This is a genomic window from Thalassotalea castellviae (assembly GCF_031846185.1).
In the GTDB taxonomy this organism is placed as follows: Bacteria; Pseudomonadota; Gammaproteobacteria; order Enterobacterales; family Alteromonadaceae; genus Thalassotalea_H; species Thalassotalea_H castellviae.
The window spans coordinates 772,297-791,907 of sequence record NZ_JAVRIF010000001.1 but is presented as its reverse complement, the minus strand read 5'-3'; the positions used below and the strand labels follow the sequence as shown (position 1 = coordinate 791,907).

At 36.8% G+C, this 19,611-nt stretch carries 18 protein-coding genes; 12 read left to right on the top strand and 6 right to left on the bottom strand.

The features are described from left to right. The first annotated feature begins 105 nt into the window (after window positions 1-105). From clpP to RM573_RS03515, 5 genes are all read left to right on the top strand, one after another. Window positions 106-705, top strand: a complete 600-nt coding sequence (gene clpP / locus RM573_RS03535; protein WP_432280205.1) for an ATP-dependent Clp endopeptidase proteolytic subunit ClpP — start codon at window positions 106-108, stop codon at window positions 703-705. A 91-nt stretch (window positions 706-796) separates the two neighbouring features. Next, the gene (gene clpX, locus RM573_RS03530) at window positions 797-2,077 is read left to right on the top strand and encodes an ATP-dependent protease ATP-binding subunit ClpX (protein WP_311577282.1); all 1,281 of its coding nucleotides are present in this window, start codon (window positions 797-799) and stop codon (window positions 2,075-2,077) included. Between the two features lie 145 nt (window positions 2,078-2,222). Further along, window positions 2,223-4,580 carry an endopeptidase La gene (gene lon / locus RM573_RS03525; protein ID WP_311577279.1) on the top strand — a complete coding sequence of 786 codons (2,358 nt, stop codon included), beginning with the start codon at window positions 2,223-2,225 and terminating at the stop codon, window positions 4,578-4,580. A gap of 289 nt (window positions 4,581-4,869) precedes the next feature. Beyond that, a complete protein-coding gene (gene hupB / locus RM573_RS03520) occupies window positions 4,870-5,142 on the top strand; it encodes a nucleoid-associated protein HU-beta (protein ID WP_184424172.1) in 273 nt (90 codons plus the stop codon). A 202-nt stretch (window positions 5,143-5,344) separates the two neighbouring features. After that, complete coding sequence (locus RM573_RS03515) at window positions 5,345-7,252, top strand: SurA N-terminal domain-containing protein (protein WP_311577272.1); 1,908 nt, start codon at window positions 5,345-5,347, stop codon at window positions 7,250-7,252. 212 nt (window positions 7,253-7,464) lie between these two features. Here RM573_RS03515 and RM573_RS03510 read toward each other — a convergent pair whose 3' ends face one another. Genes RM573_RS03510 through pspF form a run of 6 tightly spaced genes read right to left on the bottom strand, consistent with a single transcriptional unit; the run spans window position 7,465 to window position 13,884 of the window. After that, window positions 7,465-8,247 (bottom strand): peptide ABC transporter ATP-binding protein, encoded by a 783-nt coding sequence (locus tag RM573_RS03510; RefSeq protein WP_311577269.1) that lies wholly within the window; start codon window positions 8,245-8,247, stop codon window positions 7,465-7,467. Window position 8,248: 1 nt separating this feature from the next. Then, window positions 8,249-9,238: a peptide ABC transporter ATP-binding protein gene (locus RM573_RS03505; RefSeq protein WP_311577266.1), complete on the bottom strand. Its 990-nt coding sequence runs from the start codon at window positions 9,236-9,238 to the stop codon at window positions 8,249-8,251. Next, window positions 9,238-10,131 (bottom strand): ABC transporter permease subunit, encoded by an 894-nt coding sequence (locus RM573_RS03500; protein WP_311577263.1) that lies wholly within the window; start codon window positions 10,129-10,131, stop codon window positions 9,238-9,240. Before RM573_RS03500 ends, RM573_RS03505 begins: the two co-directional genes overlap by 1 nt. Continuing rightward, the gene (locus RM573_RS03495; RefSeq protein ID WP_311577260.1) at window positions 10,118-11,149 is read right to left on the bottom strand and encodes an ABC transporter permease; all 1,032 of its coding nucleotides are present in this window, start codon (window positions 11,147-11,149) and stop codon (window positions 10,118-10,120) included. The genes RM573_RS03500 and RM573_RS03495 overlap by 14 nt, the downstream gene beginning before the upstream one ends. A gap of 1 nt (window position 11,150) precedes the next feature. Then, the gene (locus RM573_RS03490) at window positions 11,151-12,779 is read right to left on the bottom strand and encodes an ABC transporter substrate-binding protein (protein ID WP_311577257.1); all 1,629 of its coding nucleotides are present in this window, start codon (window positions 12,777-12,779) and stop codon (window positions 11,151-11,153) included. A gap of 10 nt (window positions 12,780-12,789) precedes the next feature. Beyond that, window positions 12,790-13,884 carry a phage shock protein operon transcriptional activator gene (gene pspF / locus RM573_RS03485; RefSeq protein ID WP_311577254.1) on the bottom strand — a complete coding sequence of 365 codons (1,095 nt, stop codon included), beginning with the start codon at window positions 13,882-13,884 and terminating at the stop codon, window positions 12,790-12,792. Window positions 13,885-14,072: 188 nt separating this feature from the next. On the opposite strand from pspF, the gene pspA reads away from it, so the two are divergent. The 7 genes from pspA (at window position 14,073) to RM573_RS03450 (ending at window position 19,558) form a co-directional block, all read left to right on the top strand. Next, window positions 14,073-14,744, top strand: coding sequence for a phage shock protein PspA (pspA, locus tag RM573_RS03480; RefSeq protein ID WP_311577251.1), 672 nt, complete (start codon window positions 14,073-14,075; stop codon window positions 14,742-14,744). A 49-nt stretch (window positions 14,745-14,793) separates the two neighbouring features. Next, a complete protein-coding gene (gene pspB, locus RM573_RS03475; RefSeq protein WP_303451290.1) occupies window positions 14,794-15,021 on the top strand; it encodes an envelope stress response membrane protein PspB in 228 nt (75 codons plus the stop codon). After that, a complete protein-coding gene (gene pspC / locus RM573_RS03470; protein ID WP_432280199.1) occupies window positions 15,018-15,470 on the top strand; it encodes an envelope stress response membrane protein PspC in 453 nt (150 codons plus the stop codon). The genes pspB and pspC overlap by 4 nt, the downstream gene beginning before the upstream one ends. A 208-nt stretch (window positions 15,471-15,678) precedes the next feature. Beyond that, complete coding sequence (locus RM573_RS03465; RefSeq protein ID WP_311577246.1) at window positions 15,679-17,109, top strand: YcjX family GTP-binding protein; 1,431 nt, start codon at window positions 15,679-15,681, stop codon at window positions 17,107-17,109. Then, on the top strand, window positions 17,106-18,119 hold the full coding sequence (locus tag RM573_RS03460) for a YcjF family protein (RefSeq protein ID WP_311577243.1): 1,014 nt from the start codon (window positions 17,106-17,108) through the stop codon (window positions 18,117-18,119). The genes RM573_RS03465 and RM573_RS03460 overlap by 4 nt, the downstream gene beginning before the upstream one ends. A gap of 269 nt (window positions 18,120-18,388) precedes the next feature. Further along, on the top strand, window positions 18,389-19,210 hold the full coding sequence (gene phhA, locus RM573_RS03455) for a phenylalanine 4-monooxygenase (RefSeq protein ID WP_311577240.1): 822 nt from the start codon (window positions 18,389-18,391) through the stop codon (window positions 19,208-19,210). 9 nt (window positions 19,211-19,219) lie between these two features. Further along, window positions 19,220-19,558: a 4a-hydroxytetrahydrobiopterin dehydratase gene (locus tag RM573_RS03450; RefSeq protein WP_311577237.1), complete on the top strand. Its 339-nt coding sequence runs from the start codon at window positions 19,220-19,222 to the stop codon at window positions 19,556-19,558. The last annotated feature ends 53 nt before the right edge of the window (window positions 19,559-19,611 follow it).

Sequence of the window (19,611 nt, the reverse complement as noted above, 5' to 3'; positions counted from 1 at the left end):
TAAGCAATCGCTTAAATGGCTTATATGGAAACATATGAGCCATTTTTTTATATTAAGGAAAAATAGTTGTTAACTTCTCAAAATAATTCTCAAGATCTTACGAGTATCACTGAAAGCGCATTAGTCCCTATGGTAGTTGAACAAACTGCCAAAGGAGAACGTTCTTATGATATATATTCTCGTCTTTTAAAAGAACGTGTAATTTTCTTATGTGGTCAAGTTGAAGACCATATGGCCAACTTAATTGTTGCCCAGTTGCTGTTTTTAGAATCAGAAAGTCCAGAAAAAGATATTTATTTATATATCAATTCTCCTGGTGGCTCTGTCACTGCGGGTATGGCTATTTATGATACAATGAAATTTATTCGTCCGAACGTTAGTACGGTTTGTATCGGTCAAGCGGCCAGTATGGGGGCTTTCTTATTATCCGGTGGTGAAAAAGGCAAACGTTATTGTTTACCAAATGCACGTGTGATGATTCACCAACCGCTTGGTGGCTTTCAAGGGCAAGCATCTGACTTTGAAATTCATGCCAAAGAAATTCTTTATATCAAAGAAAAAATGAATAAATTAATGGCTGAACACACAGGCCAACCCCTTAAAAAAGTTTCGGAAGATACCGATCGTGATAATTTTTTAAGTGCCGAAAGTGCTGTTGAATATGGATTAGTTGACTCCATATTAGAACAGAGACTCGACAAGTAATTAAGAAAATAATTACTTCACATTGTTATCTGTGAAATTTATGAAATACTTAACAGTATTAGTGTTTAGAATTTAAGATTAGAGGTACCGTATGACCGATATTAAAAAAGGTGACGGTGATAACGGAAAGTTATTGTATTGCTCTTTTTGTGGCAAAAGCCAACATGAAGTGCGCAAACTCATTGCAGGCCCGTCTGTATTTGTTTGTGATGAATGTGTTGAACTTTGTAACGATATTATCAGAGAAGAGATCAAAGAGATTTCACCCAAGGAAGAAAAAGAAAGTCTTCCTACGCCAGTAGAAATCAGAACCAGTTTAGATGATTACGTTATTGGCCAAGATCACGCGAAAAAAGTTTTAGCGGTTGCCGTGTATAACCACTATAAACGTTTACGTAACGGTGACTCACACAATGGGATTGAATTAAGTAAAAGTAATATCTTACTTATAGGGCCTACTGGTAGCGGTAAAACCTTATTAGCAGAAACCTTAGCAAGATTACTTGATGTGCCATTTACTATGGCTGATGCTACCACGTTAACCGAAGCGGGTTATGTCGGTGAAGATGTTGAAAACATCATTCAAAAACTATTACAAAAATGTGATTACGATGTTGAAAAAGCGCAACGTGGTATCGTTTATATTGATGAGATTGATAAAATTTCGCGTAAATCAGACAATCCATCTATTACTCGAGATGTCTCAGGTGAAGGTGTTCAACAAGCATTATTAAAATTGATTGAAGGAACCATTGCTTCCGTGCCTCCTCAAGGTGGTCGCAAGCATCCACAGCAAGAGTTTTTGCAAGTTGATACGTCGAAAATCTTATTTATTTGTGGTGGTGCATTTGCTGGCCTAGATAAAGTGGTTCAGCAACGTTGTGATGTGGGCACAGGTATTGGTTTTGGCGCTGAAGTTAAATCTTCAGATCAAGGGAAAACGTTAACAGAGCGTTTTCAAGATGTTGAACCCGAAGATTTAGTGAAATATGGTTTAATTCCAGAGTTCATCGGTCGTTTACCCGTCGTGGCTACATTAACCGAATTAGATGAAGATGCATTGATTCAAATTCTACAAGAGCCTAAAAATGCGCTGACGAAGCAATTTACTGCGCTATTTGATATGGAAGATGTTGAGTTAGAATTTAGAAAAGATGCTTTGCAGGCTATCGCGAATAAAGCCATGGTGAGAAAAACAGGGGCGCGTGGTTTACGTTCAATTGTTGAAGGGGTTTTACTTGATACAATGTACGAATTACCTTCGATGGATAATGCTGCAAAAGTTGTGATTGACGAAACGGTGATAAAAGGTGAATCAAAACCGATTATTATTTATGAAACACCGCAAGATAAAGCAGCCTCAGATAGTTAAGCACTTACCTTAAAATAAGATGTAAGCAATAAAAAGAGCCAGATTGGCTCTTTTTTTTATTCATTTGTTGAAAGATAATCTATTATCCCCATATAGATTTTAACATCATTATAATTATCTCCTATTGATTTCCAAGAGAGTACCTATGTCTGAAGAATTAGCTGAAGTAACCCATGTTGCTGAAATTCCTGTTTTAGCCTTGCGTGATGTGGTTGTTTATCCACAAATGGTGATCCCATTGTTTGTTGGACGAGAGAAATCTATTCGCTGTTTAGATATTGCGATGGAAAGTGATAAGCAAGTTTTTTTAGTGGCGCAAAAAGATGCCGCGATTGATGATCCCATTGACGACGATGTTTATCGCACCGGAACCGTTGCGACGATATTACAAATGTTAAAACTTCCTGACGGAACAGTGAAAGTCTTAGTTGAAGGCGTTCGCCGTGCTGAAATTAGTGCTTTTATTGAAACCGAAGAATATTTTACTGCCGCGATTGATTATTTATCACTTGAATCAGCGGATGTTGAGCATATTGAAATTTTAGTTCGTTCAGCTATTTCTCAGTTTGAAGGCTACGTAAAACTAAACAAAAAAATCCCACCAGAAGTTTTAACGTCATTGTCAGGTATTGAAGATCCTGAGCAATTGGCAGATACCATGGCTGCTCATATGCCATTAAAACTGGCAGAAAAACAAAAAGTTCTAGAGATAAAAAATGTCGCAGAACGTTTAGAGCATTTAATGGCTTTAATGGAAGGTGAAATAGACTTATTACAAGTTGAGAAAAAAATTCGTACTCGTGTTAAAAAGCAAATGGAAAAAAGCCAACGTGAGTATTACCTGAATGAGCAAATGAAAGCTATTCAAAAAGAGTTAGGCGACGATGAAGAAGGCTCTAATGAAGCTGAGCAAATCGAGAAACAAATTGATGAAGCTCAAATGCCAAAAGAAGCGAAGGAAAAAACCTTAGCCGAATTGAAAAAGTTAAAAATGATGTCGCCGATGTCCGCGGAAGCAACGGTTGTTCGATCATATATTGACTGGATGATCAGTGTTCCATGGAAAAAACGTAGCAAACTTAAACGTAACTTAAAACTTGCTGAAGAAGTACTAGAAACTGATCATTATGGTTTAGAAAAAGTAAAAGAGCGCATTTTGGAGTACTTGGCGGTACAACAACGCGTTTCACAATTAAAAGGACCCATTCTTTGTTTAGTTGGGCCTCCTGGTGTTGGTAAAACTTCTTTGGGTCAATCAATTGCCAAATCTACTGGCCGTAAATATGTTCGTATGGCGTTAGGTGGTGTTCGTGATGAAGCGGAGATCAGAGGTCATCGACGTACGTATATTGGTTCTCTTCCTGGTAAATTGATCCAAAAAATTGCCAAAGCGGGGGTTAAAAACCCATTATTTTTATTAGATGAAATTGATAAAATGGCATCTGATATGCGTGGCGATCCTGCATCTGCATTACTTGAAGTATTAGATCCTGAACAAAATAGCAGCTTTAACGACCATTATTTGGAAGTTGATTACGATTTATCGGACGTAATGTTCGTTGCTACGTCAAACAGTATGGAAATTCCTGGACCATTGCTTGACCGTATGGAAGTGATCCGCTTATCAGGTTATACCGAAGACGAAAAACTTAATATTGCTAAGCGTCATTTACTTACCAAACAAATTGAACGTAACGGCTTAAAAGCAAAAGAAATCGAGATTGAAGATAGTGCAATCATTGGCATTATTCGATACTACACTCGAGAAGCAGGTGTTCGTAGTTTAGAGCGTGAGGTTTCAAAACTATGTCGAAAAGCGGTCAAAGCCATCTTACTCGATAAAACATTGAAGAAAATTACCATAAATCAAGACAACTTGTCTGAATATCTTGGTGTACAACGTTTTGATTATGGCAAAGCTGATGATGAAAATAGGGTTGGTTTAGTAACAGGATTAGCTTGGACTTCTGTAGGAGGTGAGCTCTTAACGATAGAAACCGCCTCTGTGCCTGGTAAAGGAAAACTGTCTTACACGGGGTCTCTAGGTGACGTAATGCAAGAGTCTATTCAAGCGGCAATGACTGTCGTGAGAAGTCGAACAGAAGCTTTACGCATTAATGATGACTTTTATGAAAAGCGTGATATTCATGTTCATGTACCTGAAGGAGCAACACCTAAAGATGGCCCAAGTGCAGGGATAGGAATGTGTACCGCGCTTGTTTCAAGTTTAACGGGAAATCCAGTCAAAGCCGATGTAGCCATGACAGGTGAAATTACATTACGTGGTGAAGTATTACCTATTGGTGGCTTGAAAGAAAAATTACTTGCTGCACATCGTGGTGGCATTAAAACGGTTGTTATTCCAAAAGATAATGAGCGAGATTTAAAAGAAATACCGGATAATGTGAAAGCGGATTTAGCTATATATCCGGTAAAATGGATAGAAGAAGTCCTAGAAATAGCCCTTGAACACCCAGTGGAAAAATTTAAATTAGCCGAGTAACCACTAAAAATAGCTGCTTTTTTGTTTAAAAAGACAAAAAAAACGAAAAAAATGCCAAAAAAATGCAATTAGGGCTTTTCAAACGCTGAAACTATGGTAAGTTAATGAAGCTTAAAGCCCTAGACCCCAATGTAGATAAGGGGTCTAGTTAAGATAAAAAAAATTGTCTGTTTTTAAATTTCTTTAACTCAGTGCTTGATGTTCAAAAAGAAGCTTGATATAAAAGTTTCTGCAGGACGCTAAAAACAGAAGATAGCGCTGAATAATAACAATTGAAGGGGAATACACTGTGAATAAATCTCAATTAATCGAGAAAATTGCTGCGGGTGCTGACATTTCTAAAGCTGCGGCTGGTCGTGCATTAGATTCATTTATTGAAGCGGTTACAGAAGAGTTAAAAAGTGGTGAGCAAGTTGCTCTAGTTGGTTTTGGTACTTTTTCAGTACGTGACCGTGCAGCGCGCACTGGTCGTAACCCACAAACTGGTGCTACTATCCAGATTGCTGCGGCGAAAATACCATCATTCAAAGCTGGTAAAGCTTTAAAAGATGCATGTAACTAATCACAGTTGCTATTAAGTATTTTTAAGACCACCTACGGGTGGTCTTTTTATTTGAAAATTAAAATTTAATAGCTGGCGATGATAAAATAACTAGTTTTTTACGATTATTGTTATCTGTTACTTCAAGGTCGGCAGTACATCTGATAAGATCGCGCGCAATAAAAATACTTTCGTTAAACACACCTAGTGTAAAGAGAAAAAGATGTTAGAAAAGATAAGAGAAAACTCTCAGGGGTTAGCGGCAAAAATTATACTTGGTTTAGTGATTTTAACCTTCGCACTTGCTGGGATTGGTAGTTATACAAATAGCGTAGATACATCCGTTGCTGAAGTGAACGGTGAAAAAATCAGTCAAGCTGATTTTGAAAAAGCCTATCAAAATCAACGTAACAGAATGGCGCAACAGTATGGCGATATGTTTGAAACACTATCAAGTGATGCAAACTATATGGCTAACTTTCGTAAAAGTGTAGTTGAAAGCCTGATTAACCAAGCGTTAGTTGATCAAGCATCGGCAGATATGTCAATTCGCGTTTCTGATGATCGCATTAAGAAAACTATCCTTGAAATGCCTGAATTTCAAGTGGAAGGTGTGTTTGATAATAACCGTTACTTAGCATTAATTAATCAAGCTGGTTTTTATCAGTCTTCTGATTTTCGTGACTATTTAAGAGTTGAAATGACGCGTCGTCAATTAACTCAAGGCTTAGTTGCCAGTGAGTTTAGCTTGCCTTATCAGGAAACACAGTTAACGGCTTTGCAAAACCAAAAGCGTGATATTCGTTTTGCGAGTATTTCAGCTAAGCAGTTTGAGCAAGGTGTTGAGGTTTCTGATGACGAAATTAATGATTACTACCTTGCAAATCAATCTCGATTTGAAAATCAAGAAAAAGTAAAAGTCGATTATATTGCCATTGATGTAAACGATATTGCTAAAACTATCAATGTTACTGACGAAGATATTAGCACTTACTATCAAGAAAATATGGCGAATTACCGTAAAGAAGTACAACGGAGAATTTCTCATATTTTAATCGAAATTTCAGATGACGAATCGGCTGCTCAAACACAAATCCAATCAATTCAAGACAAGATTGCAAAGGGTGAAGATTTTGCTCAATTAGCACAAGAGTTATCAGCAGATACGTTTAGTGGTGAAAATGGTGGTGATTTAGATTGGTTTGAAGCCGGTATTTTTGGTGACGAGTTCGATGCCGCTGTTTTAGCGATGAATGAAGTGGGCGTTGTGAGCGATGTTGTTAAATCGGATGCAGGCTTGCATTTAATTAAATTAACCGATTATCAAGCGGAAGAAGTTCAAGCGTTAGCAGATGTTAAAGATGAATTAACTGAAGCTGTTAGTAAGCAAAAAGCGCAAGATAAGTTTTTTGAATTACAACAAACAGCAGCCCAATTAAGTTTTGAAATTCCAGACAGCCTTGATGATGCAGCTAATGCTACAGGCGTAGAAGTAGCAACATCAGTATGGTTATCTCGTTTTGGCAACCCCGCTCCTTTTGATAATGCTAAGTTAATTGATGCGGCATTCTCAGATATGATCATTGAAGAGCAATTGAACTCTGACATTATTGAAGTGACTGACAGTTTAGCCGTTGTGTTGAGATTAAATGAGTATCAACCGGCACAAGTTAAACCGTTAGAAACGGTATCTGAAGAAATACGAACCTTGTTAATTGCTCAAAAAGCGAGTGATAAAGCACAAGCGATTGCAGATCAATTGTTAACAGCATTTAAAGCGGGTGAAGATATTTCAGCGCAATTAACTGAAAATGGAACAAGTTTTACTGTTAAAGCTGATGTTGCACGATACGGCAGTGACGTAGACGCTAGTATCACAAGAGAAGCGTTTAAATTACCACACCCTATTGAAGGCGCTATATCGGCAACATCCGTCAATTTATCAAACGGCGATTTGGCGATTGTAGAAGTTCAAGCGGTTAAAGCTGGTGAAAGTACATCACAAGCTAATTTTGCTGAGCAATACTCGCAACAGTTAGCGCAATTTGCTTATCAAAATTATGTTGAATCTCTAAGAGAAGAAGCAAAAATTACGCAACGAAGTGTTGTTGACACAGCAAGTCAGTACTAATTAGTTTCTCTTGGTTGAATTATGAAGGCACCTTTTGGTGCCTTTTTTGTTAGTTACTTTATCTTGTTTTGAAAAAATTGATTGGCAATGAGTTTTCAGACATTACAGACAACCACGAGAATAGCAATTTAGTGGTTACTAAAAATAAATTAGAGCGTGTAATACATCGACATTATTAAACCTATAATCTTTAAAAGAACACCATGTTCAGGTTAATTTTTAGGCAACTTAAAATGCTGATTCATAATAAGCTTTTTAGTATATTTATGTTGAGGATTCCTTAAGAGTTGTTGAGTATCACCCACTTCCAAAACACGCCCTTTACACAGCACCATCATCTTATCGCTGAAATGTCTCACAATACCTAGATTATGGGAGATCAAAATATAAGCTAAGCCCATTTGTTGTTGAAGATCGAGTAATAAATTGATCATTTGTGAGCGTAACGAAGGATCTAAGGCGGCAAGTGCCTCATCTAAAATAATTACTTGGGGCTTTAATATTATCGCCCGAGCAAGCGAAATACGTTGTTTTTGTCCACCTGAGAACATGTGAGGGTAAAAACTCATGTGCTCACCTAGAAGCCCGACTTTTTGTAACGTTTCCCTAATTAGCTTATTACGTGCTAATTCCGTTAGATCCGTGTTTAATCGTAAAGGTTCATCCAGTAATTGTTGAATGGTTAAACTAGGGTTTAACGTGGTACCAGAGTCTTGAAATATCATCCTAATATGTTGACAACGCTGTTTAAAGTTCCCATGTTGTAACCTTTGTCCGTTTAATTTGATATTGCCGGTTGTTGGCTTTTCAGCACCAACCAGTAATTTCGCTAACGTGGACTTACCTGAGGCTGTTTCACCGACAATCGCGAGGGTTTTATAGGCTTGAATTTCAAAAGATAAGGGTTCAAGTGCGGAGACCGATTTTCGGTTAAACCAAAAGCCATCTAGTTTATAAGACTTACTTAAATTACTTACTTGTAATAATGAAGTCATCTTAATAACTACCTTTTAACGAGTAATGACAACTGACTTGGTGACCGTGATAATTTTTTACGTTAGGGGCTTGCACACAAGCTTTTTGGGCTTTTGGACACCTTGGTCCTAATCGGCAACCAATCGGTAAATGTTGTAAAATTGGTATACTTCCTGGCAAGGTCATTAATCTAGACTTCATCGGAATTTGCATATTTGCTTTTGGACTACTATCAACTAACGCTCGCGTATAGGGATGATAAGGTTTATTAAAAATGTGTTGCGTTGTTCCCGCTTCTACAAACTGACCTGAATACATCACAGTGATCGTATTTGTCCAATGCGTGACGTTCTCTAAATCATGACTGATCAATAATATCGACATATTTTTTAGCTGATTTAAACTGGCGAGAAGGCGAAATATTTGATTTTGATTCGTGCTTTCCATTGCGGCTGTTGGTTCATCGGCAATTAATAAAAGTGGTCTTTTTGCTAATGCCATCGCTATCATGACTCGTTGGCATAAAGCTTCAGTTAACTGATGTGGGTAACTCTTAATACATATTTCATGATGTTTAATACCAACCTTATGCAATAAGTTCACAGCAGCGAGTTTACGTTGTTGTTTTTTTTGCCAGAAATAACCCGTGAGTTGTTCATGATCAACGGCTTCTTCAAGCTGAGCACCGATCGTGGTCGTAGGGTCCAAACACGCCATCGGCTCTTGAAATATCATCGCGACATCTTTAGAAATTATTTTCTTTCTTTCTTCTATCGATACCCGCATAAGATCGATACCGCGCCAGTGAAAACGATCAGCATCTACTTGCCATTTATCATCTAATACGCCAACAATTGCTTGAGCTAACAGTGATTTTCCAGAGCCCGATTCACCGACTAAACCTCGAACTTCACCTTCTTTCATGGTTAAACTAACCCGATCAACGGCTAAAATAGGTTTGTGCGATGTGACCAGTTTAATAGATAAGTTACGAATATCGAGTATGTTCATTAACTTTCCTTACGAGCTTTAAGTGCGTGTCTCATCCCTTCACCGACTAAGTTAGCAGCGACTACAGAAAAAAGAATGGCCAAACCAGGTAAGTAAACAGTCCATGGAGCGATATAAAATAAATCAATTCCATTGGCCAGCATAGCACCCCATTCTGGCATTGGAATAGGCGCCCCTAATCCTAAAAAGCCTAAGGTCGCAATGTCTAAAATTGCAGCAGACTGGGCTAAAGTTGCTTGGCTTATTAATTTTTCAATAATGTTAGGGAAAATTGAATAATGCAAGATTCTTAGTGAGTTAGCACCGTCTAATCGTGAAGCCAATACATAGTCTTTATTAAATTCTTCATCGACGGCATTGCGCGTGATATGAATAAACTGAGGTATTAAAACCATGACAATCGCCCACAGGGTATTATTTAAACCAGGCCCTAAAATAGCAACAATGACAATGGCTAATAATAAAGATGGTATGGATAAAATTACGTCCAGAAAATGATTTAAAAAACTTGATTTTACCCCTTTGGTAAGGGCGGATAACGACCCGATAACAACGCCTATCACTAAAGAGATTAATACCACGACAAAGCTTAAACCGAAGGTTAATGATGTACCATGTATCAAGCGGGATAACATATCTCGGCCAAGGTTGTCTGTCCCTAATAAATAACTTACATCGCCATTATCATCCCATGCGGGAGGAAGAAGTAAGCTGTCTAAGTGATTTTCTACCGGAGAGTATGGTGAAATTAAGGATGAAAATACCGCAAGAAAACACAAAAATAGAAAACAACCAAACCCTACTTTAACGACAGGGGATTGGCGAAAGTGAAACCATAATTGCATTAATGGTGATGGAAATTCTTCTTCTTGATAAATATTATCGCGGGCCACGATGAGTCTCCCGGGCAAGAGGGTTTAAAGTTGCATAAATAAAATCAGTCAATATATGAACAATAAATATAAAGCTTGATAACGCTAACAAGCCACCTTGAATCGCAGTGTAATCTCGTTGATATATACTTTCAATCAACCAACGACCAATGCCAGGCCAACTAAAAATGACTTCGGTGACCATGGCTAAAGTCACTAAATTGGCAAACTGTAAGCCAACATCTCTTATCACATTTACTAAAGCGTTTCGAATGGCATGGCGATAGATAATCTGTCGAAAAGTTAACCCTTTTGCCATTGCCGCTTTGATATAGTGAGTATCTAACACATTAAGCATCGAAGTTCTTGCTAAGCGGATAAAGATTGTTGCGGGAGCTAAAGCAACAACAAATGACGGTAAAATAATATGGCTACTAGCATTTTGAAATGCTTGCCATTTGTACGGACTATCACTTAGTAAAATATCAATAAACTGAATACCCGTGACTTGTTTTATTTCATAGAGCAAGCTGATTTGACCGGCAGAAGGTAGCCAACCCAGTTGAATGGAAAAGATAAGAATTGTCAGCAAGCCAAGCCAAAATATTGGAATGGAATAACCTAACATTGCAAATGATAAAATCAAATCATCTGTTTTTTTTCTATGATTTATTGCAGCAAAAAAACCAATCGGAATACCTGTCACCATTGCAAGAAATAAAGCGGTCATGGTTAATTCAATTGTAGCAGGTAAGTGATTTAATATTTCCCCGAAGATAGGTAATTGACTGGTCATTGAAATACCCCAGTCACCTTCAAATAATAGATTTAAGTAAATCCAATATTGAGTGATAAATGATTCATGTTTGCCGTATTGTAAAGCTACAAGTTCAATTCCAGCAGGACCAGTATTTATTTGCCCAGATATATTGATGATTTGTTCGCCAGGAAATAAGAAACTTAAACTAAAGGATAAAATGCTTAATAACAGCATAGTAAACATAAACAAGTTCAGGCGTCTTAGGGTAAAAATTAGCATATTAGTTTTTACTTACCCCGTTAAAGTCGATACCACCAAAAGCATTTAATAAAGGACCTTTTATTTTAGTTGATCTTGCTTGGAACCGTTTCGAATGAGCAATAGGCAATAAAGGTAGTTCTTCTGCGACAATATTTAATGCTTGAGAATAAAGTTGTTTTCGTTCTTTAATATTCGTTGTCAGTAAAGCTCGGTGGATAATATCATCATATTCTTCATCACACCAAAAGGTTCTGTTATTGCCGGTTTCTGCCGAAGCACAACTTAATAGTGGTTTGAAAAAGTTATCGGGATCAGGATGGTCTGCTGACCAACCAAGTAAAACAGCATGATGCTCACCTAATGCGACTCTTCTTAAAAATTCTTGCCAATTAAAACTGATAATGTTGACCGTAATACCAATTTTTTGCAGATCTGCTTGAATAAGTTTGGCCATTGTTACGGCATCTGGGTTATAAGCTCGTTGCACAGGCATTGCCCATAAATCAATCGAAAAACCATCTGGCAATCCTGCTTTTGCCAGTAATTGTTTAGCTTTAGCAATTGAATAGTTGATCACTGGAATTTTATTATCATAAGCCCAAGAAGAAGGAGGTAAAAGAGAGGTTGCTCCTTCAGCTTTAGCGTCACCAAAATACACCGTATCTAAAATTGCTTGTCGATCGATGGCGTGGGCGACAGCTTTTCTGACTAATTTATTATCAAAAGGGTATTTTGTCGTGTTAAACCCTAAATAACCAATATTAAATGCTGTTACATCGTTAAGCGCAAGTTTTGGGTTCTGTATAATTTTTTCATGAGCAATCGGGTAAGCAACAATGTCACATTCACCGGCTAACAACTTAGTGAGTCGTCCAGTATTACTGGGAGTAATATCAAAGACTAATTGTTTTAAAGTGGTATTTGTTCCCCAATACTGCTCATGAGGACTGTAGCGAATAAATGAACCTGCTCGATAATCTTTTAATTTAAAAGGTCCGGTGCCAATAGGATAAAAATCAATATTTTCCATTTGATCTTGTTTAATAAGTTGCTCCGCGTATTCTTTTGACAAGATCACGGCAAAGTCTGTGGCTAAATTTGCTAAAAATGAACTATCAGCTCTATTTAGCGTGAACCTAATGGTGTAATCATTAATACGTTCAACCGATTGAATTAAATCTGAAAAGCCAACACTTTGAAAGAAAGGGTACCTTCCTCCTGAAACTTGATGATAAAGATGTTTTTTATCTAATACCCGATTAAAACTAAAAAGAACATCATCTGCATTAAGGGGTCTTGTTGGCATAAAATAGTCTGTTTGGTGAAAATTGACATTTTTTCTGAGGTAAAAAGTTATTTTTTTATTATCACGGGTGACATGCCAAGATTTTGCCAATGACGGAGCAATACTGTTATTTTTGGTATTAAAAGTAATTAGCTGATTGTAAAGCTGTTTTGACGTTGCATCTATGGTTACGCCAGAAGTAACAAGTTGAGGATTAAATAATTCAGGCGCACCTTCACTACAATAAATTATACTATTAGCACTTAATGAGGCTTTATTTTCTGAATTGCAGGCGAATAACCCCAAAGACATCACAATGCATAGCAGATAAAAAAATTGCTTATGTGAAAAGTTAGACGTCACGATTAAATCCTTAATCTTCTTCGTTAGCACTGCTTTCTAATAAATTATATTTTTTCAAATACCCTCTTAATTGATGATAGGTCAATTCTAACGCGTCGGCTGTTTTCTTTTGATTATATTGACAATTTTCCAATGCTGATTTTATCAATTCAACTTCATAGTCTTGGGAAAGTGATTTCAGTGATAACGGAAATTCAAAACTTTGTTTCAAGCTTGTCGCTATTTTTTCTGCGGGTTCGCTGGTTGTTACAGGTTCAACGGTTGGTGCGACCAAAGGCTGACTAACCAGCCGATCTTGCGTTTTTATTCGCTTGGAAGGGCGATAAGGAGACTCGAATGGGTCAATAACTAGATCATGAACAGGTAAATGAGGATTGTTACAGCGATAGACACTACGCTCAACGACATTTTTTAATTCACGAATATTGCCTGGCCAATCATAGTCGAGCATGGCTCTTTTTGCTTTTTCGGTAAAGCCGCTAAATAATTCAAATTCTAACTCTCGTGCCATATTTATTGCGAAACTTTCGGCCAGCACCATGATATCTTCTACGCGTTCACGCAAGGGGGGTAAGGTTATAACATCAAAAGCAAGTCTGTCTAAAAGATCCGCACGAAATTCACCGGCATCTGCCATTGATGGGAGATCTTCATTGGTCGCAGCTATTAAACGTGCATTCGTTTTTATTGTGCGCGAACCACCCACGCGCTCAAATTCACCGTATTCCACCACTCGTAATAACTTTTCTTGTATTAAGCCCGAGGTATTCGCTATCTCGTCTAAAAACAATGTACCTTTATCAGCTCGTTCAAATCGTCCTTCATGGCGTTTACTCGCGCCAGTAAAAGCACCGCTTTCATAACCAAAAAGTTCACTTTCTAACAAGTTTTCATTCAATGCTGCACAATTTAGTTTTAAGTAATTTTGATCCCAACGTTTAGAGAGATAATGCAATCGAGCAGCAACTAACTCTTTACCAGTTCCACGTTCACCAATGATTAGCACAGGTTTACTAAGGGGAGCAATTTGCGAAATTTGCTCAAGAACTTCTAGAAAGTTATTGGATTGACCAATGAGATTATCTTGTTGATTGAAGCGAGACATTGTTGACCTAATTATTGGTTTATTTGGCTAACAAATAGTGTATTTTATTAAACGTATGGATGAAAGCATTTTTTAAAAATATAATAAAATTAGACAAAACAAGGTATTAGCTTTTAAATTAAAAGTGGCTCAAATCATGAATAGTATTTTTGCAGTATGAAAAATTTAAATTGAATGAGGAAGTAGTTATGGGTGTTTTTTCAAGGTTTACAGATATTATCAATTCTAATATCAATAGTTTATTAGATAAAGCAGAAGATCCTGCAAAAATGGTGCGCTTAATCATTCAGGAAATGGAAGATACCTTAGTTGAAGTGCGTTCTTCATCAGCAAAAACCTTAGCGGATAAAAAGGAACTTTCGAGACAGGCACAACGCTTTGAAAAAGATGCTGAACAATGGCAAGAAAAAGCAGAATTAGCTTTAAGTAAAGGACGGGATGATCTTGCACGAGCTGCGCTGTTAGAAAAGAAAAAATGCACTGAAAGTGCTGAGGCTTTAGTTGATGAGCTTTCTCATGTTGAAGAGCACATCGCAAAGTTGCAAGGTGAAATATCACAACTTCAAGAAAAACTAGCCGATGCTAAAGCTCGTCAAAAAGCGATAATCATGCGTGAAAAAACCGCGAGTTCTCGCTTGAAAGTGAAGAAAAATATCGACAGTGAACGTGTGAATGATGCACTAAGTCGTTTCGATAGTTACGAGCGTAAAATTGATGATATTGAAGCACAAGTTGAAGCGTATGACATGGGGAGTAAGTCACTTGCCGATGAAATTGCAGAGTTGGAAAATGATGAAAATATTGATGATGAATTAGCTCAATTAAAAGCTAAAATGAATAAAGATAAAAAATCTAAATAAGTCATTAACTAAATTCATCGAAGATCTGTAATAAGTAAGGAGAAGTATCGTGGAAGAGATTATCGTAGCCCCAGTCATTATTTTTATGTTAGTTGTCGCACCTATATGGCTGGTGCTTCATTATCGAAGTAAGCGACAAATTAGCCAAGGGTTCAGTGAAGAAGAGTACATTCAGTTGTCTGAGCTTTCTGAATTGGCTGATAAAATGACTGATAGAATCAAAACATTGGAAGCTATCCTTGATGCTGAAACGCCAGATTGGAGGAATAAAGTATGACCATTAAAGGCCGAGGTGAGTTATATCGAAACCCAAGCCAAGGTAAAATAGCTGGTGTTTGTGCCGGTTTAGCCGAATACTTTGGCTGGGAAACATGGTTAGTGCGTATTTTAGTTGTCTCAGGCGTGTTACTTGGTATGGGATGGTTTGTTGTCATTTACATAGCAGCATGGTTTATCTTAGATAAAAAAAATGCCAAAGCCGGTTCAGCACCGATAAAAGATAAAGTGAAACAAGCCGTAGTTAATGCAGCATCTGCAGCTGAGAAGGATTTTGCATCAGAATCGATTAAAGTGAAATCACGTATTTGGCAAGCGGGTGAGCCACCTAAACAAGCTTTTCATGATATCAGACGCAAATTTAATACCTTAGAACGTGAGCTTAGACAAATAGAAAAATATGTGACATCTCCCGAATTCACCGTTTCAAGAGAAATTAATAATTTATAAATTTATCGTGTATTTACCCTTCAATAAAGCGGCATTAGTCGCTTTTTTATTGTATATAGATCAGACATTTATTTATTAATTATTTCCTGTTGAACTACTGTGAAATTTATCAATAAATCGTTATGATACTGATTAGCGCTTAATCTTAACGAATTCAATAATAACGCTAATCAAAAATAATTCTAACCATAGGTGAGCATGTTCTTTTATGGCATTTATTAATAATGAAACACTCAATGTTTTTAAACAAAAAGCCAATCAATTGGTTAATCGTACTTTTGATAAACATATAAACCTTGCAGTAACAGGCTTAAGTCGAAGTGGAAAAACGGCTTTTATCACATCATTCGTGAATCAATTAGTGAATGAGAATAGCCAATCAAAATTAGATTTTTTTAATGTTATTCATCAAGGGCGCTTTATTGCCGCGAAAAGAGTACCGCAAAAGTCTTTACATGTTCCACGATTTGCCTATGAAAAATCATTGTCTGCTTTTACTCAAACGCCTCCAACATGGCCTGAGCCGACTCATGGCATCAGTGAATTAAGGCTTGCCATTCGCTATCAACCAGAAGATTCGTTGTTAAAATATGCCACCGATTCTGTGACTTTATATGTCGATATTACAGATTATCCTGGCGAGTGGTTGTTAGATTTACCTATGTTAAATCAAACGTTTGAAGAATGGAGTGATGCAACTAATTTATTATTAACACAAACAATAAGGCGTGATAAAGCACAACCCTTTCTGGATAAAATAAACCAATTAGACCCCTTTGAAGCGGTTGATGAAGATAAACTTGCTGAGTTATCTGCAGAATACACAGAATTGTTACTGCATTTTCGTCATCAACTTGGTTTATCTGTTATTCAACCTGGACGGTTCATTTTACCAGGAGATCTTCAAGACGCCCCCATATTGCAGTTTTTTCCTTATACCAATTTTAACAATATCGATATAGATCAATACCAAAATGCTGATGATAATTCTTTAATTGGGATGCTTAGAGCACGATATATTGAATATAAAGAAAGAGTCGTAAAAACATTTTATAAAGAGCATTTTGTTAATTTTGATCGACAAATTATTTTAGCTGATTGCCTAACGTCTTTAAATTCAGGGCCTGAAAGTTTTAAAGATTTACAACACGCGTTAAATTTAATCATGGAAAGCTTTAACTATGGAAAGTCTGGCATATTTACCCGATTGTTTTCACCAAAAATTGATAAACTGCTATTTGCCGCAACGAAGGCGGATCATGTTACACCAGAGCAACATGAACAGTTAACGACCTTACTTAATCAATTAGTTCATCAAACACAACATCAGCTTAGTTTCGATGAAATACAAATGGCAACATTGGCAATAGCATCAGTCAAGTCAACTAAGTCGGGCGTTGGAGAGCACCAAGGAAGAAAAATACCTGTTATTCAAGGACGAAGAGTTGGCGATGATAAGCTCATTACTCTTTTCCCAGGAACCGTACCTAATAAAATTCCACATCAAGAGTTTTGGCAAAATAAAACCTTTAATTATGTATCGTTTGCCCCATTAGACGCTGTGGCAGAAAATCAAGCATTACCACATTTACGTATGGACCAAGTGTTGGAATTTTTGCTCGGAGATAAAATAAAATGAGTGAACAAAAAGAAAAATATCAACAACAGATATTATTTGAAGAAATAAAAACAGAAGAAGATAAATCGGACTTACCTTATCCAAGTCAACAAGTGATATTGGAATCTGATGAAATTGAAATTATTGAGCCAAATGAAGAATTAGCAGACCAAGTCATTGAAAAATCTAAGCCGAGATGGCTTTGGCGCATCGCGTTTTTTATCTTTATGGTCTTAGTGACTCTTGAAGCGGTTGAATTTTTTATGCTTGGTTTTTCACAAGAACCCTTCATTGCAAGCTTATATGCCTTGCTTTTAACTATCATCTCTTTAATCGTTGGCGGCACCGTTATTAAAGAATATCGTGGTTTGCGACAATTTAAACGTCGTGAAAAATTGCAAAAATCTGTTAAGGAAAGTTTATTCAGTGATGACCATCACAAAGGTCAACAATTATGTCAAAAAATTTCAGAAGACCTACCTTGTGATCTCCTTGTTCAAACTGGAGAAACCAATATTGACGCAGATTTAACCGATGCAGAACAGTTACGTTTATATTCAAGGCAAGTATTAACGTCCGTTGATAAAAAAGCATTAGATAAAACTTGTAAGTATTCAACAGAGTCAGTGGTTTTAGTGGCTTTAAGTCCTATTGCTATTGTCGATATGATGTTGATGCTCTGGCGGAATTTAAAAATGATTGATGAAATTGCTCATTTATATGGTTTAAAGCTTTCTTATTGGTCACGTATTAAATTACTTAAACAAGTTTTTATTAATATGGTTTATGCTGGAGCTACTGAACTTATTGCTGATGTTGGTACTGATCTAATTGGTGCTGATTTATTAGGTAAACTGTCTGCAAGACTTGCACAAGGTTTAGGTGCTGGTATGTTAACGGCAAGATTAGGGCTGAAAACAATGCATTTATGTCGTCCCATCCCTTTTGAGCAAGATGCCCCGAAATTAAAAGATGTTCGAAAACAACTCATCGGCCAAATTAAGTCGTTGACTAATAAAGACTATGATTAAGCCTGTTAAAGGTGTTTTTTGTTGGTGAAAAAAGTAGTAATTAATGGTTAAAACTATGAAACATAAGATTAATTACTTTTGATGTAAAAAGAGATGTAACAAAATCAATACAAAAAATCATATCGTATAAAAAACAGCCGAATTATGTTTGGTGATTTTTCTTACAACTCTAGCTTATGATGATCTTAACTAAAATAGCTCAACAGCTACAAAATCATTTAACTTAAAAAAACGGTTGAGTTAATTTAAATTTATTTAAGGTTTGAATCATGGCAAAGGCGACAAAATACGTCTCTAGAGTACCAGACGAACAAGGTATCATTGATTGGTCTGAAGAAGAAAATAAAGTTTGGCAAGAATTAATACAGCGACAATTAGCCTGTATTAAAGGCACAGCTTGTGATGAATATCTTGAAGGATTAGAAAAATTAAAATTACCGACTGAGCGTATCCCACAACTGGATGAAGTCAGTAGTGTTTTAAAGAAAACCACCGGTTGGGTATGTGAACCAGTTCCTGCGTTAATTGGCTTTGGTGAGTTTTTCAAATTATTATCCGAAAAAAAATTCCCGGTGGCCACATTTATCCGTTCTCGTGAAGAATTTGATTATTTACAAGAACCCGATATCTTCCATGAAATATTTGGTCATTGTCCACTTCTAACGAATCCATCGTTTGCTAATTACACCGAAGCTTACGGAAAAATGGGCTTAAATGCCTCTAAAGAGCAACGGGTATTTTTAGCGAGACTATACTGGTTTACAGTTGAATTCGGTTTATTAGATACTTCTGAAGGTTTAAGAGTGTATGGCGGAGGGATTATTTCATCGCCAAGTGAAACTAAGTATGCGCTACATGATCAAAATGTTGAAAGAAAAACTTTGACTGCTGATAATATTCTTGATGTGTTAAGAACGCCTTATCGAATAGATATTATGCAACCTGTTTATTATATGTTGAGTAAAGTGAGCGATTTAGACGAAATTAGAAAATACGAAGTTGAAGATATCATGGCGTTAGTCGAGCAAGCGAAATCGTTAGGACTATTTGAAGCCAAGTTTCCACCCAAAGAATCAAAAATAGCAAGTTAAGGAATTAGTATGAGTTCTCAATTATCTGCCCAACAATGCGAAGCATGTCATGTTGATGCACCGAAAGTGAGCGAAGAAGAATTAAGCGAGCTAATGTCTCAGTTACCCGATTGGGTGCCAGAAGTTCGCGATGGTATTATGATGTTAGAACGTGTTTATAAGTTTAAAAACTATAAACAAGCATGGGCGTTTGCTAATAAGGTGGCAGAATTAGCCGAAGAAGAGTTTCATCACCCAGCCACCTTATTAGAATGGGGTAAGGTAACGGTTACTTGGTGGACCCATGCTATAAAAGGGCTACATAAAAATGATTTTATTTGTGCCGCGAAAACAGACAAATTATTGTAATATTTAGTTACAACAAATTATAAAAAATAAAAGCCTCTGTAAATCAGGGGCTT